Annotated in this window: 18 protein-coding genes; 12 read left to right on the top strand and 6 right to left on the bottom strand. The window is 65.2% G+C overall.

Annotated elements, in window-relative coordinates:
• Positions 1–69: 69 nt before the first annotated feature.
• Positions 70–1,005: a neutral zinc metallopeptidase gene (locus tag MTX23_RS08040; protein WP_280976082.1), complete on the bottom strand. Its 936-nt coding sequence runs from the start codon at positions 1,003–1,005 to the stop codon at positions 70–72.
• Positions 1,006–1,384: 379 nt separating this feature from the next.
• Here MTX23_RS08040 and MTX23_RS08035 point away from each other — a divergent pair, with 379 nt between their 5' ends.
• Together MTX23_RS08035 and MTX23_RS08030 are read left to right on the top strand one after the other, a co-directional pair.
• Entirely contained in the window at positions 1,385–2,521 is a 1,137-nt protein-coding gene (locus tag MTX23_RS08035) for a site-specific DNA-methyltransferase (protein ID WP_280976080.1), read from the top strand.
• 258 nt (positions 2,522–2,779) lie between these two features.
• Positions 2,780–3,466, top strand: coding sequence for a glutathione S-transferase family protein (locus MTX23_RS08030; RefSeq protein WP_280976079.1), 687 nt, complete (start codon positions 2,780–2,782; stop codon positions 3,464–3,466).
• 76 nt (positions 3,467–3,542) lie between these two features.
• Here MTX23_RS08030 and MTX23_RS08025 read toward each other — a convergent pair whose 3' ends face one another.
• A complete protein-coding gene (locus tag MTX23_RS08025) occupies positions 3,543–3,968 on the bottom strand; it encodes a nuclear transport factor 2 family protein (RefSeq protein ID WP_280976078.1) in 426 nt (141 codons plus the stop codon).
• A 147-nt stretch (positions 3,969–4,115) separates the two neighbouring features.
• Between MTX23_RS08025 and MTX23_RS08020 the strand changes: the two genes are divergently transcribed.
• Positions 4,116–5,030 carry a LysR family transcriptional regulator gene (locus MTX23_RS08020; protein ID WP_280978000.1) on the top strand — a complete coding sequence of 305 codons (915 nt, stop codon included), beginning with the start codon at positions 4,116–4,118 and terminating at the stop codon, positions 5,028–5,030.
• A gap of 137 nt (positions 5,031–5,167) precedes the next feature.
• On the opposite strand, the gene MTX23_RS08015 is transcribed toward MTX23_RS08020, so the two are convergent.
• Complete coding sequence (locus MTX23_RS08015) at positions 5,168–5,788, bottom strand: glutathione S-transferase family protein (RefSeq protein ID WP_280976076.1); 621 nt, start codon at positions 5,786–5,788, stop codon at positions 5,168–5,170.
• A 181-nt stretch (positions 5,789–5,969) separates the two neighbouring features.
• Here MTX23_RS08015 and MTX23_RS08010 point away from each other — a divergent pair, with 181 nt between their 5' ends.
• Positions 5,970–7,241: a flavin-dependent oxidoreductase gene (locus MTX23_RS08010; RefSeq protein ID WP_280976074.1), complete on the top strand. Its 1,272-nt coding sequence runs from the start codon at positions 5,970–5,972 to the stop codon at positions 7,239–7,241.
• An 87-nt stretch (positions 7,242–7,328) separates the two neighbouring features.
• Here MTX23_RS08010 and MTX23_RS08005 read toward each other — a convergent pair whose 3' ends face one another.
• The gene (locus tag MTX23_RS08005; protein WP_280976073.1) at positions 7,329–7,748 is read right to left on the bottom strand and encodes a PaaI family thioesterase; all 420 of its coding nucleotides are present in this window, start codon (positions 7,746–7,748) and stop codon (positions 7,329–7,331) included.
• Positions 7,749–7,945: 197 nt separating this feature from the next.
• Entirely contained in the window at positions 7,946–9,058 is a 1,113-nt protein-coding gene (mutY, locus tag MTX23_RS08000; RefSeq protein ID WP_280976072.1) for an A/G-specific adenine glycosylase, read from the bottom strand.
• 168 nt (positions 9,059–9,226) lie between these two features.
• On the opposite strand from mutY, the gene MTX23_RS07995 reads away from it, so the two are divergent.
• The 8 genes from MTX23_RS07995 (at position 9,227) to MTX23_RS07960 (ending at position 19,192) form a co-directional block, all read left to right on the top strand.
• Positions 9,227–9,706 (top strand): DciA family protein, encoded by a 480-nt coding sequence (locus MTX23_RS07995; protein ID WP_280976071.1) that lies wholly within the window; start codon positions 9,227–9,229, stop codon positions 9,704–9,706.
• A gap of 123 nt (positions 9,707–9,829) precedes the next feature.
• Positions 9,830–10,486 carry a DsbA family protein gene (locus MTX23_RS07990; RefSeq protein WP_280976070.1) on the top strand — a complete coding sequence of 219 codons (657 nt, stop codon included), beginning with the start codon at positions 9,830–9,832 and terminating at the stop codon, positions 10,484–10,486.
• Positions 10,487–10,862: 376 nt separating this feature from the next.
• Positions 10,863–14,327, top strand: coding sequence for a chromosome segregation protein SMC (gene smc, locus MTX23_RS07985; protein ID WP_280976068.1), 3,465 nt, complete (start codon positions 10,863–10,865; stop codon positions 14,325–14,327).
• Positions 14,328–14,506: 179 nt separating this feature from the next.
• On the top strand, positions 14,507–15,523 hold the full coding sequence (locus tag MTX23_RS07980) for a small ribosomal subunit Rsm22 family protein (RefSeq protein ID WP_280976067.1): 1,017 nt from the start codon (positions 14,507–14,509) through the stop codon (positions 15,521–15,523).
• 216 nt (positions 15,524–15,739) lie between these two features.
• A complete protein-coding gene (locus MTX23_RS07975; protein WP_280976066.1) occupies positions 15,740–16,300 on the top strand; it encodes a LemA family protein in 561 nt (186 codons plus the stop codon).
• A gap of 34 nt (positions 16,301–16,334) precedes the next feature.
• Entirely contained in the window at positions 16,335–17,549 is a 1,215-nt protein-coding gene (locus MTX23_RS07970) for a M48 family metalloprotease (RefSeq protein WP_280976064.1), read from the top strand.
• A gap of 166 nt (positions 17,550–17,715) precedes the next feature.
• The gene (locus MTX23_RS07965) at positions 17,716–18,462 is read left to right on the top strand and encodes a hypothetical protein (protein ID WP_280976063.1); all 747 of its coding nucleotides are present in this window, start codon (positions 17,716–17,718) and stop codon (positions 18,460–18,462) included.
• 61 nt (positions 18,463–18,523) lie between these two features.
• Positions 18,524–19,192, top strand: coding sequence for a hypothetical protein (locus MTX23_RS07960; RefSeq protein ID WP_280976062.1), 669 nt, complete (start codon positions 18,524–18,526; stop codon positions 19,190–19,192).
• A 158-nt stretch (positions 19,193–19,350) separates the two neighbouring features.
• On the opposite strand, the gene MTX23_RS07955 is transcribed toward MTX23_RS07960, so the two are convergent.
• Entirely contained in the window at positions 19,351–19,890 is a 540-nt protein-coding gene (locus MTX23_RS07955; protein ID WP_280976061.1) for an adenine phosphoribosyltransferase, read from the bottom strand.
• Positions 19,891–19,946: the final 56 nt, after the last annotated feature.

Below are 19,946 nucleotides of genomic sequence, written 5' to 3'. Positions count from 1 at the left end.
GACGTGGTGGCCGGGACAAGCCAAGACAAGCCCGGCCACGACCGATCAAAACCTCCAACGTCTCGGTTCCTAACCGCTGCCAAACGTGTTGCAAGCCTGCACCGTGCCCTGCTTGTAGCCGGTCATGAACCATTGCTTGCGCTGCGCGGCGGAGCCGTGAGTGAAGGAATCAGGCACCACCCTGCCCGTCGCCTGCCGCTGCAGGGTGTCGTCGCCGATCGCGTTCGCGGTGGTGAGCGCGGCGTCGATGTCGCCGGCCTCGAGGAAGCCGGGCCGCTTTTTCTCCTCGCGGTTGACCCAGACGCCGGAGAGGCAGTCGGCCTGCAGCTCGACCCTGACCTGCAGCGCGTTGGCTTCCGCCTTGCTGCCGGCCTGCTGCTGCAACCGCGTCACGCGCGGAATGATGCCGAGCAGATTCTGGATGTGATGACCCGCCTCATGCGCGATGATATAGGCCGCGGTGAACTTGCACGCATTACCCGAGCAGCCGCGGAAGCGCGTCTCGACCTCGCGGAAGAAGCCGGTGTCGAGGAAGATGGTCTTGTCCGGCGGGCAGTAGAACGGACCCATCGCCGACTGCGCCATGCCGCAGCGCCCGCCATTGGTCGCGTTGCGGAACAGCACGATCTTGGGTCCGGTGTAGGTCTGGCCGCTGGCCTGGAAGATATCGCTCCAGCGGTCGTCGATCTCGCCGAGGATGCCAGAGATCATGCTGCCCATCTCGTCGGTCGGCGCGCCGCGCTTGACCTGCCCTCCCGACGCCTGGCGGTCGGTCTGGTAGGTCGGCGCCTGGCCGCCGCCGGTGAGGATTTCCGCGCCGCCGATCAGGATGCGCGGGTCGATGCCGAAGGCATAGCCGAGGAGGCCGAGCACGATGATGGTGCCGATGCCGAGGCCGCCACCGCCGCCCATCGGAATGCCGAAACCGCCGCCGCCTCCGCCCATCCCGCCTTCGTCGCGACGGTCTTCGATGTCGTCGCTGCGACGGAAATCATCATAGCGCATGGCGGCTTCCCTTCATTCCAGTCGGCGACCCAACGTGGGCAGACACCAACCTAAAATTTCCATTCTGTTAATCAATAACCCGCCCGGCAAAAATTGCCTAGTCCGCAGGCGCACTCGCGGCGCGTACGGCTTGCCAAGCGACGGCAAATCTACCGGTCGAATCGTGCCGGTTTGATGATCGACAAAATTTTTCGCAGAACGCGCTGATGTTGCAGCACAACGCCAATGGCAACGCGCCACCTCGTTCAAAAGATGCTACAATCTTCTGCGTGAAGATTTCCAATTAAGTCGATTTTTACTTTGCCCGGTCAATGTATCGCCAGTCGGTTGTTTAGTCCCGCGTCGCCGACAGCGTCGCCTGAGTCAGAGTTATTGAGTCATGGTTGTGTCGCGTCGCGGGGCGTCTGCAAGGGCGCCCCGCACTAAATTTGAGAGTACTCCGTCGAGCCGAATCGTCATTGGCGATTGCGTGGCCGAGATGTCGAAGCTGCCGGCCGGTTCGGTCGACCTGGTCTTCGCGGATCCTCCCTATAATCTGCAGCTCAAGGGCGATCTCAAGCGTCCCGACGAATCGCATGTCGATGCCGTCAACGATGAATGGGACAAGTTCTCGTCCTTTGCCGCCTATGACGATTTCACCCGCGCCTGGCTGCTCGCCTGCCGGCGCGTGATGAAGCCGTCGGCGACGCTGTGGGTGATCGGCTCCTATCACAACATCTTCCGCGTCGGCGCGATCATGCAGGACCTCGGCTTCTGGCTCCTGAACGATATCGTGTGGCGCAAGTCGAATCCGATGCCGAACTTCCGCGGCCGCCGCTTCACCAACGCGCACGAGACCATGATCTGGGCCGCGCGCGATGAGAAGGCCAAGGGATACACATTCAATTATGAAGCGCTGAAGGCCGCCAACGAGGACGTGCAGGCACGTTCCGACTGGCTGATCCCGCTGTGTACCGGCGAAGAGCGCCTGAAGGACAATGACGGCAAGAAGGTGCACCCGACGCAGAAGCCAGAGCAGCTTCTCGCCCGCGTGCTGTTGTCGTCGTCAAAGCCCGGCGATCTCGTGATCGATCCGTTCAACGGCACCGGCACTACCGGCGCCGTCGCCAAGCGCCTCGGCCGCAACTATATCGGCTTCGAGCGCGACCGGGCCTATGCCGCCGCGGCGGAAGCGCGCATTGCCGCGATCGAGCCGCTGCCGAACGCAACGCTCGCACCGTTCATGACCGCCCGCGATGCGCCGCGCGTCGCGTTCTCGGAGCTGATCGAGCGCGGCATGATCGTGCCCGGCGCTAAACTGGTCGACGCCAAGAAGCGCCATGGCGCGCTGGTCCGCGCCGATGGCGCCATCATGCTCGGCGACAAGGTCGGCTCGATCCACCGCATCGGCGCGGTCGCGCAGGGCTCCGGCGCCTGCAACGGCTGGACCTTCTGGCACGTCGAGACCAAGAACGGCTTGCGGCTGATCGACGAACTGCGCGCCGAGATCCGTTCCGAGATGGCGCAGGCGAGCTGAGCTCTTCAAGAATTGCAGGGTGGGCGACGGCGCAACGCGCCGTGCTCACCACGTCTCCGTGATCTTGCATGCGAGTAGCGGGCAGGTTTCGCTCTGCTCACCCCTACAGCTTGCTGAATATCTCCTTCCGCCAGCACGCGTCCTTTTCACAAACTCGTCGCTTGCGCATCGCAATAAAGTTTGCACATGAAGGGCAGCGCGCGACTTTCCCCCGCTGCGTCCCGATTCCGTCGGTCACAACATCAAAGGGAGACTTTCATGCTCAAATTCTATTTCAACGGCGCGCCGAACCCGAACAAGGTCGCGCTGTTCCTGGAAGAGTCCGGCCTGCCCTTCGAGGCGGTCCCGGTCGACACCCGAAAGGGCGAGCAGTTCGCGCCTGACTTCCTGAAGGTCAACCCGAACGGCAAGGTGCCGGCAATCGACGACAACGGCACTTTCGTGTTCGACTCTAACGCCATCCTGCTCTACCTCGCCGAGAAGACCGGCAAGTTCCTGCCCGCCAACACGCCGGCCAACCGCGCCGCCACGCTGTCCTGGCTGATGTTCATCGCGACCGGGCTCGGCCCCTATTCCGGCCAGGCGGTGCACTTCAAGCATTTCGCGCCGAAGGATCTCGACTACGCCAACAACCGTTACCAGTACGAGGCGCATCGCCACTACAAGATCCTCGACGATCACCTCGCCAAGTCGCGCTACATGGTCGGCGACGCCTACTCGATCGTCGACATGGCGTTCTGGGGCTGGGCACGGATGGCGCCGTTCGTGCTCGGCGAGGAAGGCTACGCGAAATATCCCAACGTGAAGCGGCTGGTCGACGAGATCTCGGCGCGACCTGCAGCGGCGCGCGCGATCGCGCTCAAGGACAAACACACCTTCAAGACCGAGATGGACGACGAGGCCCGCAACATCATGTTCGGCCACCTCAAGAACAAGGTGGCGTGATTCGATCCACACGACAAGAAAACGGCGCCCGTACGGGGCGCCGTTTTCGCTTCTGCCGCTCGCTGGTGGAGCGTGGCTATCTCGCCGGAAACGCACCGAGCGCCTTCTCGGTCAGCACCGAGTCGCAATACTCCCTGACCTCCTTGATCTTGCCGCCGTCGAACCGCAGCACCAGGCAATAGTCGTTGTCGTAACGCTGGCCGGTCTTGGTGAGGTTGTCGCCTTTGGCCTCGACCACGACGATGTCGCCGTCGGCGATGAAGCGATGGGCGACGGTGCGGCCGCGCTCGACCAGCTTCGAGCGGACGTGGCCGTGCAGGTCGCCGAGGATCGATTGCTTGCCGGTGAAGGTGCGCGACCAGGAATATTGCCCTGTTACGGTCCAGGTCGCGTCGTCGGCGAGAACAGCCATGAACAGCGATTTCTCGCGCACCGCGGGATCGGGGTCACCGGCGATCGCGAACATCTCCTGCACCAGTTTCTTGTTGTCGGCTGCGCTCATGGCGGCACTCCTTCGATTGATGGGCCTTTGATCTGAGGTGTCTTCGCGAAGCGAACCCCGCTCCATTCGAAAACGCCTTGCCCGCCAATCCTGCGGCGCTGACGCCTATTCTTCCAATCGATAGGTGGCATGATATATATCCACCACATGAATTTGAATTCGCTTGACCTCAATCTGCTGGTCGCGCTCGACGCGCTGCTGAGGGAAGCCAATGTCAGCCGCGCTGCGATGCGGCTGCATCTGTCGCAGCCGGCGACCAGCCACGCGCTGCAGCGGCTGCGCGACCTGATCGGCGATCCGCTGCTGGTGCGCAACGGCGCTCGGATGGAATTGACGCCGCGGGCGCAGGCGTTGCGCGGACCGCTGGCGCAGGCCCTTGAGCAGGTACGCTCGCTGTTCGTCCCGGACGATTTCGACGCCGCGCGCAGCGAGCGGCACTTCCGGTTGATGATGCCGGACCTCGCGGTCGAGCTGATGATGCCGCGGCTGATGGAAAAGGTGACGCGGGCGGCGCCCAACGTCACCATCGACGTGGTGCCGTGGCGGGGGCCTGCGATCTTCACGCCCGAATTCGCTCGCACCATCGATCTGGTGATCTCGATCGGCGACGCCTTCAAGGGCTTTCACCGCCAGCGGCTCTATACCGACAGCGATGCGCTGGCGGTACGGCGCGGCCATCCGGTCGGCACCAAGCTCAGGAAGCGCGAGGCGTTCCTCGCCGCGCGCCATGTCGCCGTGGTGATCCGCGGCCAGAGCGAGGACCTGATCGACAGCTGGCTGCGCGCAAAAGGCATTGAGCGGCGGATCGCGCTGGTGGTGCCGGGCTATATCGAGGCGCTGCACATCACCGCGCGCACCGACCTCGTCGCCTTCGTGCCCCGCCGGCTGATCTCGGCGCTGTCGAAGCAACTGTCGCTGGTCACGGTGACGCCGCCGTTCGATCCCGGCATCGACGAGCAGCACATGTTCTATCCGACCCGGGCCCAGATGGATCCAGGCTCGATCTGGCTGCGCCAGCTGATGCTGGAGACCGGGCGGGAGATGGAGACGCGGAAGACGTGAGCGCGCTCTGTCCACGTCATTGCGAGGAGCGATAGCGACGCAGCAATCCATCTCTCGCTTTGCGGCGAGGTGGATTGCTTCGCTCCGCTCGCAATGACGCGCTTTCTTCGCCCTGCCTGCGCGGCTGGGTGAAGATGCTACGCCTTCTGCTCGGCGAGCACCTTCTGCACGGCCGGGCGCTGCTCCATCGCCGCGCGATGCGCCTTCACCTTGGGCAGGGTCGCGATGTCGACGCCATCGCCGTCGAGCCACAGCGTCAGCGTGTAGAGATAGGCATCGCCGACGGTGTAGCTGTCGCCCATCACCCATGGGCCCTTCAGCATGTCGCGCTCGATCAGGTTGAAGCAGGCCCCCATGGTCTTCGGGATCATCGTCTTCATGTCGGCGAACGAACTCTCCTGCGTCGCCCAGCGGCCGCCGCGCACCTTGTGGGCGTGGGCGACATGCACCGTCGAGCAGAGATAGGAGTTGAAGGCCTGCAGCTTGGCGAACTCGAGCGCGTCGTCGAGCGGCGCGAGCTTTGCCTGCGGGAAGCTCTGCGCGATATAGGCGAGGATCGCCGGCGTCTCGGTCAGCACGCCGCGATCGGTCACCAGCGTCGGCACGCGGCCCTTTGGATTGAGCTTCAGGTACTCCGGACTGTTTTGCTGGTTGGCCTTGAAGTCGAGCTTCTCGGTCGTGTAGGGCGCGCCGGCTTCGGCGAGCACGATATGGGAGGCGAGCGCGCAGGTCCCGGGGGCAAAATAGAGCTTGAGCATGGTGCTGTCCTTTTCGGGCCTTGTCGGTTCGGCAGAACCCGGCCGTCGCTTCTTGTTTTGACGCGGCAGAAATTAACGGCACCGCCGTTTGCCGTCCATCCCCACCCAACGCCGCAGCGCTTTCGCGGTTGCCCACAATGCCACCGCCATGCCATGACCGGCCGGATCAAGAGGGCTTTTCATGACTGTACTCATTGCAGGTGGCGGAATTGGCGGGCTGACGCTGGCGCTCAGCCTGCACCAGATCGGCGTTCCCTGCCGCGTGTTCGAGAGCGTGCCCGAGCTGAGGCCGCTCGGCGTCGGCATCAACGTATTGCCGCATGCGGTGCGGGAACTGATCGAGCTCGGCCTGGATGACCGGCTCGACGCCGAGGCGGTGCGGACGCGGGAGCTCGCCTATTTCTCCAAGCACGGCAAGCCGATCTGGAGCGAGCCGCGCGGGCTGGAGGCCGGATACAAATGGCCGCAATTCTCGATCCATCGCGGCCGGCTGCAGCAACTCCTGCTCGATGCCGCGACCGAGCGGCTGGGAGCAGCAAACATCCTGACCAGCCATCACCTCACCGGCTGGACCGAGACCGCAGACGGCGTCCGCGCCGACTTCATCGACCGCGCGACCGGCAAGCCCGCCGGCAGTCACGATGGCGCGATCCTGATCGCGGCCGACGGCATCCATTCGGCGGTGCGCGAAAAGCTCTATCCAGACGAAGGGCCGCCGATCTGGAACGGTCGCATCCTGTGGCGTGGCATCACCCGCGCCAATGCCTTCCTCACCGGCCGCACCATGATCATGGCCGGCCACGAGATCCTGAAATTCGTCTGCTATCCGATCTCGAAGGAAGCTGGCCCCGACGGCAAATACGACATCAACTGGGTCGCGGAGCGGCACATGCCGCCGACCTATCAGTGGCGCCGCGAGGACTATAACCGCACCGCTAGGCTCGACGAGTTCCTGCCGTGGTTCGAGAGCTGGAATTTCGACTGGCTCGATGTGCCGGGCCTGATCCGGAACTGTCCGCACGCCTATGAATATCCGCTGGTCGATCGCGATCCGATTCCGCAATGGACCTTCGGCCGCGTCACGCTGATGGGCGATGCCGCGCATCCGATGTACCCGATCGGCTCCAACGGCGCCTCGCAGGCAATTTTGGATGCGCGGGTGCTGACCCGCGAGATCCTGGCGCAGGGCCCGAGCCATGCGGCGCTGATCGCCTACGAGGCCGAGCGGCGGCCGGCCACCACTGACCTGGTAATGCTGAACCGCCGCAACGGCCCGGAGCAGGTGATGCAGCTCGTCGAGGAGCGCGCGCCCAACGGGTTTGGCGTGGTCACCGAGGTGCTGTCGCAGCAGGAGCTCGAAGGCATCGCCGCAAACTACAAGCGCGTCGCCGGCTTCCAGGTCGAGGGCTTGAACGCCAAACCGCCAATCGTGCCGCGGGCGGGCGCGGCTTGAACGGGACGCGAGTTCTATCCCGTCATGCTTCGAGGCTCGCTACGCGAGCACCTCAGCATGACGGATTTGGCTGAAGCGCGGATTCCGCTACCGCAGCGCCCGCGCCGATTCCACCAGCCGAACGCTGTTCGTCGCGGTGGCCAATAGCGTGCCGTCCTTGGCCGTCAGCCGGCCCTCGACGAAGGCAACGGTCTTGCCGAGCTGGGTCACTGTCGCCTCGCCCGTGATCGGCCCGGGCTTCGCAGGCGCCAGGAAGTTCACATTCATCGTGATCGTCGTGGTGTAAAGCCTGCCCTCGGTCATCACGAACACCGCAGGCCCCATCGTGTCGTCGAGCATGGCCGAGAGGATGCCACCCTGGACGAAGCCGGCGGGATTGCAGAAGGCCTCCTTGCCGTCGAACAGGATCCTGATCCAGCCGTCCTGCGGGCGAGCATCGATCAGGCGCCAGCCGAGCAGTTTGGCACAGGGCGGCGCGGGGCTGTGGTCGAGCGCGGTTGCGATCATGGCGGCCTCCGTTTGCCCGAGGTCGTAACCGAGCCCTGCTGCCAGCATGGTGTCAGCAGGTTGAGCTGGCGCTAAAGCGCGATGAGATTGGGTTGAATCGTCATCGCGCTTTAGCCTCTTGTTTGAGCATGATCTCCGCGCAAACGCGTTCCGCGTTTGTCGCGAGGAAAACCGCTTCACACTTTTCCGGATCATGCTCAGAGATCGAGACCGTGCGCGACGACCTTGCGCATGACGTTCGGGAACGCTTCGCCGTCGATGGTTGCGACCGGCACCCAGCGCATGCCCGCAGGCGCGCGCGTCCGCGGCGGAACGCTGGCGGTGTAGACGACCAGCTCCAGCGGGAAATGCGTGAACACGTGAGTGACGACGCCGGCCTTGCGGTGCCAGCGGGTGACGCTCTTGAGCTGGGGCGCCTGCGCCAGCGCCGCCTTATCCTCCTGACCGGCAAGCCAGTCCGATCCCGGCACCTCGGTCATGCCGCCGAGCAGGCCCTTTTCGGGGCGCGAGCGCACCAGCAATTCGTCGCCCCGCGTCACCACGAAGGCCGCGCCGCGGCGCAACGTGCCGTTCTTCTTGGGCGCCTTGCGCGGGAACGTCTCCTGGTCGCCGCGCGCGCGCGCCGCGCAGTCGTCGTTCAATGGGCACAGCGAACACGCCGGCTTCTTCGGCGTGCAGATCGTGGCACCCAAATCCATCAGCGCCTGAGCGCTATCGCCGGCGCGAGACTTCTCGTCGCCGGCGCGAGATGGGCCGAGCAATGTCGCGGCCAGTTGCTGGATCAGCGGCTTTGACTGCGGCAGCGGCTCCTCGACCGCGTAGAGCCTGGTGACGACGCGCTCGATATTGCCGTCGACCGGCATGGTGCGGCGGTCGAACGCGATCGCGGCGATCGCCGCCGCCGTGTAGGGCCCGATCCCCGGCAGCTTGCGCAGGCCGGCTTCGGTATCGGGAAAGACCCCGCCATGCTCATTGCGCACGACGACCGCGCAGGCGTGCAGGTTGCGCGCCCGCGAATAATAGCCGAGCCCGGCCCACATCCGCAGCACGTCGTCGAGCGACGCACGGCCGAGCGCGGTGACATCGGGCCAGCGCGACACGAACTTCTCGAAATAGGGCCCGACCGCCTTCACCGTGGTCTGTTGCAGCATGATCTCCGACAGCCACACAAGGTACGGATCCGCCGGTTCGCCAGCCGCCGCCCGCCACGGCAACCGCCGGCGATGCCGGTCATACCAGGCCAGCAGCCGCGCCGGACGGTCGGCACGAGCTTCCTTCAGTTTCGCTTTTGCGGCGGCGCGCGAGCTCATGGATCTACTTTAAGGCGCCGATGCTGATCTCTCCACGTCATGCCCGCGGCTTGTCCCGAGCATCCACGTCTTTCTTCATGGGCACAAAGACGGGGATGGCCGGGGCGAGCCGTCCAATGACGATTGACATGGTTTCGGTTGCGTTGGCCACGCTGCTATAACCCTCCCATGTCCAAGCCCGTCCCGGTCAGCGCAAAGCCCCTGTCGATCCTGCTCAGCGACGTCTTCACCGACGCCTATGCCAAGCAGGGCTTTGCCGCGCGCGAACTGGTGACGCGCTGGAGCGAGATCGCCGGCGAGCGGATTGCCGCCTATTGCGAACCACTCAAGATGCAATGGCCGCGGCCGGTGGAGGGGCAGCCGCAGGAGCCGGCGACGCTGGTGCTGCGGGTCGAGGGGCCGATGGCGCTGGAGATCCAGCACTCCTCCGACGTCATCTTGGAGCGGGTGAATCGCTTCTTCGGCTGGCATGCGGTCGGCCGGCTGACCATCCGGCAGGCGCCATTGTCGCGACGCAATCGCCCGGCACGCCCCCGCCCGCCGGACGCGAAGGCGGTCGCCAAAGTGGCAGAAGACCTTGCGGCGGTGGAGGACGAGGAACTGCGCGCGGCGCTGGCGCGGCTGGGCGCCTCGATCAAGCGAAATTGACGCTTTTGGGCCAGTCGGCCAATGGAACCCGCCATTGCCACAATAGTCGTTTCAAGCTAGCGAAAGCTTCTCTCGGGGACCCCTCATTCATTCGGCGTGAATGCGCCAATCCAGGAGCCGACCTTGATCATCACGCGCCGCGCCTTCACCACCGCTCTCTCGCTCACCGGGCTTGCCGCCCTCGCCGGTCTCTCGCCGCTGCGCCTGATCACGGGCACCTTCGCGCAGACCGCCGCCGAGGTCGCCAAACCGCAGTCGCTGCCCGACATGGCGCTCGGCCCAAAGGACGCCAAGGTCACCATCACCGAATACGCCTCGATGACCTGCCCGCACTGCGCCAACTTCAACGAGACCGTGTTCCCGAAGCTCAAATCGGCCTACATCGACACCGGCAAGATCCGCTACGTGTTCCGCGAATTCCCGCTCGACATCAAGGCGGCCGCCGGCTCGATGCTGGCGCGCTGCATCGCCAAGGACGACGCGCCGAAATATTTCGCCGTGATCGATCTGCTGTTCCGCCAGCAGAATGACTGGGTGATGAAGAACACCACAGAGACGCTGACGCGGATCGGCAAGCAGGCCGGCCTCAGCCAACAGCAGGTCGAGGATTGCCTGAAGGACCAGAAGCTGCTCGACAAGATCGCCGCCGACCAGAAATACGCCAACGACGTGCTGAAGGTGAATTCGACGCCGACCTTCTTCATCAATGGCGAGATGCTGAAGGGCGAGACCTCGTTCGAGGAATTCAGCAAGCACATCGATCCGCTCCTCAAGAGCTGATCGGAACCGGCCGGATCGGACAGAATTTCGCCATCGACGTCCGAAAGATCGAGGGCGTTTCGCGCTGTTTCATCGACGACACCGTGATCGTCGGTGAAATCGCGTTCGCGGAATTGAGCTAGCGCATCGATTCGCTGTTGAAAACTCGGTTTGCCGAAATCGGATTGTTGCGGCCCGTCGAAGTCGCAAAACTGCTGCAAAACCCCTGCAAATCCCTTGGGAAAAGCCGCGTCAAGCGGTTGCTCTCTTGCGCGGGCCTCGCCATTGTCCCGCTCCATGAGAGCTGCACGCAGCGACTCACCCACACACCGACATTGCCTTCTATGGTATTGTCACGGCAGGGAGATTCGCGCCCGGCCAAGCGAGATTTGTGTACATGAAGCTCACGCGCCTCCGCCTCCACGGTTTCAAGTCGTTCGTTGATCCCACCGACTTCATGATCGAGCCGGGCCTGACTGGCGTCGTCGGACCGAACGGCTGCGGCAAATCCAATCTGGTCGAAGCGCTGCGCTGGGCGATGGGCGAAACCTCGCATAAGTCACTGCGCGCCGCCGACATGGATGCCGTGATCTTCGCCGGTTCCGGCAATCGTCCGGCGCGCAACCACGCCGAAGTGGTGATGACGATCGACAATGCCGATCGCTCGGCCCCGGCCGCCGTCAACGACAGCCAGATCCTGGAAATCTCCCGCCGCATCGAGCGCGAGGCGGGCTCGGTCTACCGCATCAACGGCCGCGACGTGCGCGCGCGCGACGTACAGATTCTGTTTGCCGATGCCGCCACCGGCGCGCGCTCGCCGGCCCTCGTCCACCAGGGCAAGATCGGCGAAATCATTCAGGCCAAGCCCGAGCAGCGCCGCCGCGTGCTGGAAGATGCCGCCGGCGTCGCCGGCCTGCACGCCCGCCGCCATGAAGCGGAACTACGGCTCAAGGCGGCCGAAACCAACCTGACCCGCGTCGAGGACGTGATCGGCCAGCTCACCGGCCAGATGGATGGCCTGAAGAAGCAGGCCCGTCAGGCGATTCGCTACCGCGAGGTGGCGGCGAAGGTGCGCAAGTCCGAGGCCATGCTGTTCCACCTGCGCTGGATCGAGGCCAATGCCGACGTCAACGACGCCGCGCACACCCACGATCTCACCGTGCGCGAGATGGCCGAACGCACCCAGCATCAAGCCGAAGCCGCCCGCATCCAGGCGATCCGCGCCGCCGAGTTGCCGGCGCTGCGCGATGCCGAGGCGCGCGCCGCCGCCGGCCTGCAGCGCCTGACCAATGCGCGCGAGATGCTCGACCGCGAGGAACAGCGCGCCAAGGAGCGCGTCGGCGAGCTCGATCGCCGCCTGACGCAATTTGCTGCCGACATCGCCCGCGAACAGCAGCAGACCTCGGACGCCGACATCGCGCTGCAACGGCTCGACACCGAAGACGCCGAGCTGAGGGAAGAGATCAAGTCGCGCGTCGAGAAGCGCTCCGGCGTCGACGAGCGCGTCGCGGAAGCCGAAGCCATTCTGGCGGCAACCGAGCGGCAGTTCGCCGAGCTCACCACGCAGCTCGCCGACCTCACCGCGAAGCGCAACCAGCTCGAGGCCGGCGTGCGCACCCATCGCGACCGGCTGGCGCGGCTCGATCAGGAGATCGCCAACGTCCAGGCCGAGGAGGAAAAGCTCGCGCAGGAAACCGGCAATCTCGGCGACATCGATGCGCTCGCAGCCGCCATGGAGATGGCGCAGCAGACGCTGGCCGAATCCGAGGCCGCCGTGCAGGCCAGCGAGGCGCATCACGCCGCGGCGCGGCAGACGCTGGAGTCCTCCCGCAACCCGCTTACGGAGGCCGAGAAACGCGTGCAGCGGCTCGAGACCGAAGCGCGCACCATCTCGAAGCTGGTCAACAGCGAGACCAAGAATCTGTGGCCGCCGATCATTGACGGCATCACGGTCGCGAAGGGTTACGAGAAGGCGATCGGCGCCGTGCTCGGCGACGATCTCGACGCGCCGGTCGATCCGTCCGCGCCGATGCGCTGGACCAATGTCGGCGCCGACGGCAGCGATCCGGCCCTGCCCGATGGCGTCGTGCAGCTGGCCGACCATGTGCAGGCCCCGCCGGAACTGGCGCGGCGTCTGGCGCAGATCGGCGTCGTCGCCAAGGAACGCGGCGCTGCGCTGGTGTCGCAGCTCAAGACCGGCCAGCGGCTCGTGTCGCTGGAAGGCGACGTCTGGCGCTGGGACGGCTTCGTCGCCGACGCGCATGCGCCGACCGGCGCGGCACGCCGCCTCGCCGAACGCGCCCGCCTCGTTGATATCGAGCAGGATCTGGAACAGGCCCGCATCGATGCCACCGCCAAGCGCCAGGCGCTGGAGACGGCCGAAGCGGAACTGCGCTCTGCATCGGCAGCCGAAGCTGCTTCCCGCGAAGCGGTGCGGGCAGCCCGCCGCGAGACCGACGCCGCACGCGAGCGTCATGCCGCGACCGAACGCGAGATCAACCGCCATGCCGCGCGCAAATCGGCACTGACCGAGGCCCACAGCCGCGTCGCCGCCGACCGCGCCGAGGCCGAAGCCGCGCATGAGAGCGCGGTCGCGGCCCTGTCCGAGCTGCCGCCGAGCGTCGAGACCGAGGCCCAGCTCGCCGCGGTTCGCGCCGAGATCGACAACCAGCGCCGTGGCGCCGCGCAGGTCCGCGCCGAGGCCCAGGCGCTCGCCCGCGAGGCCGAGCTCGCCGACCGCCGCGTGCAGGCGATCCTCGCCGAGCGCAACGAATGGCAGAACCGCAAGACCAGCGCGGCCTCGCAGGTCGAGACCATCGAGGCCCGCATCGCCGAAGTCTCGGCCGAGCGCGAGGAACTCGCCAACGCGCCGGAGGTGTTTGCCGAGAAGCGCAGCGCGCTGATCTCCGAGATCGAGCACGCCGAAAGCGATCGTCGCATCGCCGCCGATGCGCTCGCGACCGCCGAAGCCGCGATGGCGGAAACCGACCGCGTCGCCAAGGCTACGCTCGAAGCCCTCTCCTCTTCCCGCGAGGCCACCGCACGCGCCGAGGAGCGCATGGAAGGCACCCGCCGCCGCCTCGCCGATATCGAGCGCGAGATCCACGACATGCTCGAGGTCGAACCCAACGCCGTGGCTGCCATGGCCGAGATCGAACCCGGCGCGGAGCTGCCGCCGGTTGCCCAGATCGAGGAAGAGCTCGAAAAGCTGCGCCGCGACCGCGAGCGCCTCGGCGCCGTCAACCTGCGCGCCGAAGAGGAGCTCAAGGAGGTCGAGACCCAGCACACCGCGCTGACCACCGAACGCGACGATCTCGTCGAGGCGATCAAGCGGCTGCGCCAGGGCATCCAGAGCCTCAACCGCGAGGCCCGCGAGCGGCTCTTGACCTCGTTCGAGACCGTCAACAACCACTTCAAGCGGCTGTTCGTCGAGCTGTTCGGCGGCGGCGAAGCGGCGCTGCACCTGATCGAGAGCGACGATCCACTCGAGGCCGGCCTCGAGATCATCGCCAAGCCCCCGGGCAAGAAGCCGCAGACGCTGTCGCTGCTCTCGGGCGGCGAGCAGGCGCTGACGGCGCTGGCGCTGATCTTCGCGGTGTTCCTCACCAACCCGTCGCCGATCTGCGTGCTGGACGAGGTCGACGCGCCGCTCGACGACCACAACGTCGAACGGTTCTGCAACCTGCTGCACGAGATGACCGGCTCGACCGAGACGCGCTTTATCATCATCACGCACAATCCGATCACGATGGCGCGGATGAACCGGCTATTCGGCGTCACCATGGCAGAGCGCGGCGTGTCGCAGCTGGTCTCCGTGGACCTGCAGGGTGCGGTGGATATCCTCGACCAGAACGTGGCTTAGGGTTACGCCTACGCGTCGACGTCATTTTCGTGATACCTCAGCACCGTCATTGCGAGGAGCGATAGCGACGACTTGTCCGCCGTCGCTCGAAGAGCGAAGGCGGAAGCAATCCACGTCTCCACAAGTGGCGCTATGGATTGCTTCGCTGCGCTCGCAATGACGTGGGGAGAGTACGTCTTATGACATCGCCCGATCTCCCCGCCGAACTGAAAGCTGCGCTCAACGCCAGACTCGAAGGCCTGTCGCGCAACGATGCGGCGAGCCGGGCCGCGGTGATCTCGCAAACCTATCGCGAAGGCGGCGGCTCCGGGACGATCAGGTCCAAGACCGATGCGCTCGCCTACGCGCTGGCGCGGATGCCCGCGACCTATGCGGCAGTCGTCGCAAGCCTCAATGCGCTCGCCGAGGTCAGGCCGGACTTCGCCCCCACAACGTTGCTCGACGTCGGCGCCGGGCCGGGGACCGCGACCTGGGCGGCGACGGAAGCATTCTCCTCGCTGCGACGCCTTACTCAGCTCGACGCCAATGGCGCGTTGCGAACGCTCGCGCAGCAGCTCGTTCGCAACAGCACGCGCCTGCACGCTGCCACCTATGAGCTCGGACAGGCTCAAGCCCTGCTCGCACAGGCCGAATCCGCCGACCTCGTGATCGCGAGCTACATGATGGGCGAGATCGGAGATGCCGAGCGCACGGCGCTGGCCGAGGCGCTGTGGTCCAGGACCAGGGATACGTTGCTGGTGGTCGAGCCCGGCACGCCCGCAGGCTATGCACGGATCGTCTCGCTCCGCGCGCAGTTGATCGCGGCGGGCGCCCATGTCGCCGCGCCCTGCCCGTATGACGGCGCCTGCCCGCTGGTCGCACCCGACTGGTGCCATTTCTCCCAGCGCCTGCAGCGCTTGCGCGCGCACAAGCAGGTCAAGGGCGCCGAGGTGCCGTTCGAGGACGAACGCTTTGCCTATGTCGCGCTGACACGCGCGCCGGTGACCACGCGTCCATTCCGGGTGCTGGCGCAGCCTGATGTCGGCAAGGTCGAGATTTCAGCCAAGCTGTGTACGGCTGATGGCGTCGTCGTCACCAGGATTCCCCGCCGCGCCAAGACCGATTACGCGCGCGCCCGCCGCTGGCGCTGGGGCGACGCGCTGGTCGGCGATCAAACATCCGTTGCAGGTCGTCCCGGTGAAGGCCGGGACCCATGACCACCAACGCCAATGGTTGAGAACGGCGTTGGCCCCAGTGCCCAAGGAAAAGCCGCGGCGTATGGGTCCCGGCCTTCGCCGGGACGACTGAGCACTGTTGAACTAATTCGACACCATCGCCGACCAAAGCTTTGCCCACCTTTTCGCGGCGGGCTGTCGTGTGCCCTGATTTGGGCTACGCTGCCGCCGTGTCGTCCCATCAGGAGCTGTCCCGTCATGTCGACCAGCTGGATCGTTATCGGCGTCATCGTCCTTCTCGTGCTGTTTGCATTTGGCGCCTACAACCGCCTCGTCGCGCTCAGCCAGCGGGTCAACCAGGCCTTTGCCGACATCGACGTTCAGCTCAAGCAGCGCCACGACCTGATCCCGAACCTGGTCGAGACCGTGAAAGGCTATGCGGCGCACGAACGCGGCACGCTGGACGACGTGATCAAGGCGCGCAATTCGGCGATGTCGGCGCAGGGGCCGGCGCAGGTCTCGGCGGCGGAGAACCAGCTCTCCGGCGCGCTCGGCCGGCTGATTGCGCTGTCGGAGGCCTATCCGGATCTCAAGGCCAACGCCAACTTCCAGCAGCTCGCCGCGGAGCTCTCCGATCTCGAGAACAAGATCGCCGCCAGCCGCCGCTTCTTCAACAATGCGGTCCAGGAGTACAACACCGGCATCCAGCAGATGCCGGCCGCGCTGTTCGCCGGCATGTTCGGCTTCACCCGCAAGGATTTCTTCGACCTCGGCACCGGCCGCGCCGACGTCGAGACGGCGCCGAGCGTGAAGTTCTGAGGCGCGAAGCGCGTCGGCGAAAGGCAGCTTCCTGATGGCCGCCTACGGTCTCTACACGCATATCGCATCGAACAAGTTTCGTTCGCTGCTGCTGCTTGGCGGCCTGTTCCTGCTGATCTACGTGCTGGTCTATGCCGGTGCGCTGGTCGGCGAGGTGGTGATCGATAGCGGCCGCTCGGTCGACCATTACCTGACACGGGCCGCGCACGACCTGATGTCTGCCTTCCCCTGGGCCACGATCGCTGCCGCGACCTGGATCGTGATCGCATATTTCTTCCACCAGGACATGATCGATGCCGTCACCGGCGGCGAACAGGTGACGCGGCAGCAGCAGCCGCGTCTCTACAATCTGCTGGAGAACCTCTGCATCTCGCGCGGCATCCGGATGCCGAAGCTGAAGGTGATGGACAGTCCGGCGCTGAACGCGTTCGCGACCGGGTTGAACCCGCGGCAATACGCCGTCACCGTCACCACGGGCCTGCTGAAGACGCTCAACGACCAGGAGATCGAGGCCGTGCTCGGCCACGAGCTCACCCACATCAGGAACGGCGACGTGCAGCTAATGGTGGTCGCCGTCATCATCGCCGGTGTGGTCGGCTTCTTCGGCGAGCTCTTCTTCCGCATCTTCACAAATCTGTCGTGGAACTCGACCGGCGGCGGCTGGTCGTCGTCCTCGTCATCCTCCTCGTCTTCATCGTCCTCCTCGTCGGACCGCGACGGCAAGGGCTCGCGCGGCGGCGCGATCGTCGTGATCATCATCGCGATCGTGCTGATCCTGCTGTCCTGGCTGCTGTCGCAGGTCGTGAAGCTGGCGCTGTCTCGGTCGCGCGAATTCCTGGCCGATGCCGGCTCGGTCGAACTGACGAAAAATCCGGATGCGATGATCTCGGCGCTGCGCAAGATCGAGAACCGCGGCGAGCTGCCGGGTGCGACGTCGGCGGTGATGGAACTCTGCGTCGACAATCCGCGCGAGGGCTTCGCCGACCTGTTCGCGACCCACCCGTCGATACAATCCCGGGTCGATGCGCTGGTGAAATATGCGGGCGGCCGCGATCCGGGGCCGCTGGCCCTGCCCCAGGACAATCCGGACGATGCCGGCACACCGGCCGAGCAGCCGGACACCATCACCGGTCAGCCACCGCACCGCGGCCCCTGGGGCGAGGCCACAACGCCCGATGGTACGCCGCCGCTGCCAGCCCCCGACCCGGCGCAAGATGCGCCTCGGGGACCTTGGGGCCGACACGTCTAAAGTCCGGCACAGCCCTCTCATTCCATTAAGGAAATCCCCACCAAACCAAATGTGGGCTCGTTAAGGAATTGAATTCTCCCTCGATTCTGCCATGTTCGCGCCCAAAGCAGGCGTGGGGACTTGCCGATCGCCCTCGCGATCGGGAGCGCGCTTTTAAGGGACTTCCATGGCAAAGCCGGTTGTGATCGTGGTGGGCGCTGACAAGGGCGGGGTCGGCAAGACTACCGTTTCGCGGACGCTCCTGGACTATTTCAGCGCCAACAATGTGCAGACCCGGGCGTTCGACACCGAATCGCCGCGGGGAACGTTGAGGCGCTTCCATCCTGACATCACCGAGATCGTCGATATGACGACGACCGCGGACCAGATGAAGATCTTCGATACGCTGAGCTCGGGCCCCTCGGTGACCGTGATCGACGTCCGCGCCGGTCTGCTCTCGCCTGCTTTGGCCTCGCTGCGCGACATCGGTTTCCTCGACGCGGCACGCTCCGGCCAGATCACCTTCGCCGTGTTCCATATACTGGGCCCGTCGATCGCCTCGCTCGATGAGATCGCCGAGACCGCCAACTTCATGACCGGCGCGAAGTACTTCCTGGTGAAGAACTTCATCAACGACACCCAGTTCTTCCAGTGGGACCAGTCGACCTACAACTCCTACTTCCACCGCATCAAGGATGCGACCGACCTCACGATCCCCAAGCTCAACGAAATGGCCTATGAGCAGGTCGAGGTCGCCTCCGTCCCGTTCCTGAAGTTCGTCGCCAACAAGCTCATCAACGACGACGCCGCGAACTATTCCTTCGTGCTGCGCGGCTATGTGCGGCACTGGCTGGCCAACGTCTGGAGCGAGTACGACCGGATCAAGCTGACCGATCTGGTCGGCGCCAAGTCGACCACCCGCGGCGAAAAATAGTCGCGCCTTGGGGCAGCGATGGGGCTGGATTAGGCAAAAATTTGGTCTGATATAGCGGGCGATGTCATCCACGCCCGTCTACATCATCTGCTCGCCCCGCCCGCAGGTCGGCAAGACGCTGATCGCGCGGCTGTTGAGCGAATTTCTGCTGCTGAAGAACGGCGACGTGATCTCCTTCGACATCAATCTGAAGGAGCCGTCGCTGGTCGACTATCTGCCGCGGATCACGGAAACCGCCGACGTGATCGATACCTATGGCAAGATGCAGCTGATGGACCGCGTCATCATCAATGACGGCATCGCCAAGGTGATCGACCTCGGCTACCACGCCTTCGACGAATTCTTCAAAATGTGCGACGAGATCGGGCTGATGAAGGAGGCGCTGCGCCGCCGCGTCGCGCCGGTGATCCTGTTCGTCGCCGACATCGACCGCGTCTCGGCGCGCGCCTACGACACGCTGTACCGGCTGATCCCACCGAATGCGCTCGTCGTGATCGACAACGAGTTCGTGGTGCGCGGCGAGTTGCCGCCGGCGATGTCCCGCAGCCGCGTGCTGCGCTGCCGCGCGCTGCCGGTATTCCTCAAGACCTATATCGACCGGCTGAACTTCTCCTTCACGGGATATCTGCGCCATGAGAAGGATTCATCGACCGAGCTGCATCAATGGATCCGCCGGAACTACACCATGTTCCGCGATCTCGAATTGAGCCTGCTGCTGCAGAGATCGTAGCTCTTCCCCCTCTCCCCGTTCTTACGGGGAGAGGGTTGGGGTGAGGGGCTGCTTCCGCAAACCAGCGGGCCGTAACGTGCGCGGAGACCCCCCTCACCCGGATCGCATCTCGGATGCGATCCGGCCTCTCCCCGCAAGCGGGGCGAGGCGAGAGAAGATCAATGCCCCTCGAACGCCATCAGCGTGCGCACCGGGACGTCCATCGCCCGCAGCTTGGCTGCGCCGCCGAGATCGGGCAGATCGATGATGAAGCAGGCGGCGACGACATTGGCGCCGATCTGGCGCAGCAGCTTCACCGCGCCCTCCGCGGTGCCGCCGGTCGCGATGAGATCGTCGACCAGGATCACGCGCTCGCCGGGCTGCACGGCGTCGGCATGCATCTCCATCTCGTCGATGCCGTATTCGAGCGAATACGCGATCCGCACGGTGGTGTGCGGCAGCTTGCCCTTCTTGCGGATCGGCACGAAACCGGCCGAGAGCTGGTGCGCCACCGCGCCGCCGAGGATGAAGCCGCGCGCCTCGATGCCTGCGACCTTGTCGACCTTCGAGCCCGCCCAGGGATGCACCAGTTGGTCGACCGCCCGCCGGAACGCCTGGGCATCCGCCAGCAATGTCGTGATGTCGCGGAACAGGATGCCCTTCTTCGGGTAATCCGGGATGGTGCGAACGGTCGACTTGATGTCCTGGTCAAAGGTCATTGGTGTCTCAACCCCTACTCTATCGCCCCGTCATTGCGAGGAGCGAAGCGACGAAG

Origin of the sequence: Bradyrhizobium sp. ISRA436, from assembly GCF_029910015.1 — a bacterium.
Classification (GTDB): domain Bacteria; phylum Pseudomonadota; class Alphaproteobacteria; order Rhizobiales; family Xanthobacteraceae; genus Bradyrhizobium.
The sequence above is the reverse complement of the archived record's forward strand: the minus strand, read 5'-3'. Positions and strand labels throughout refer to the sequence as shown.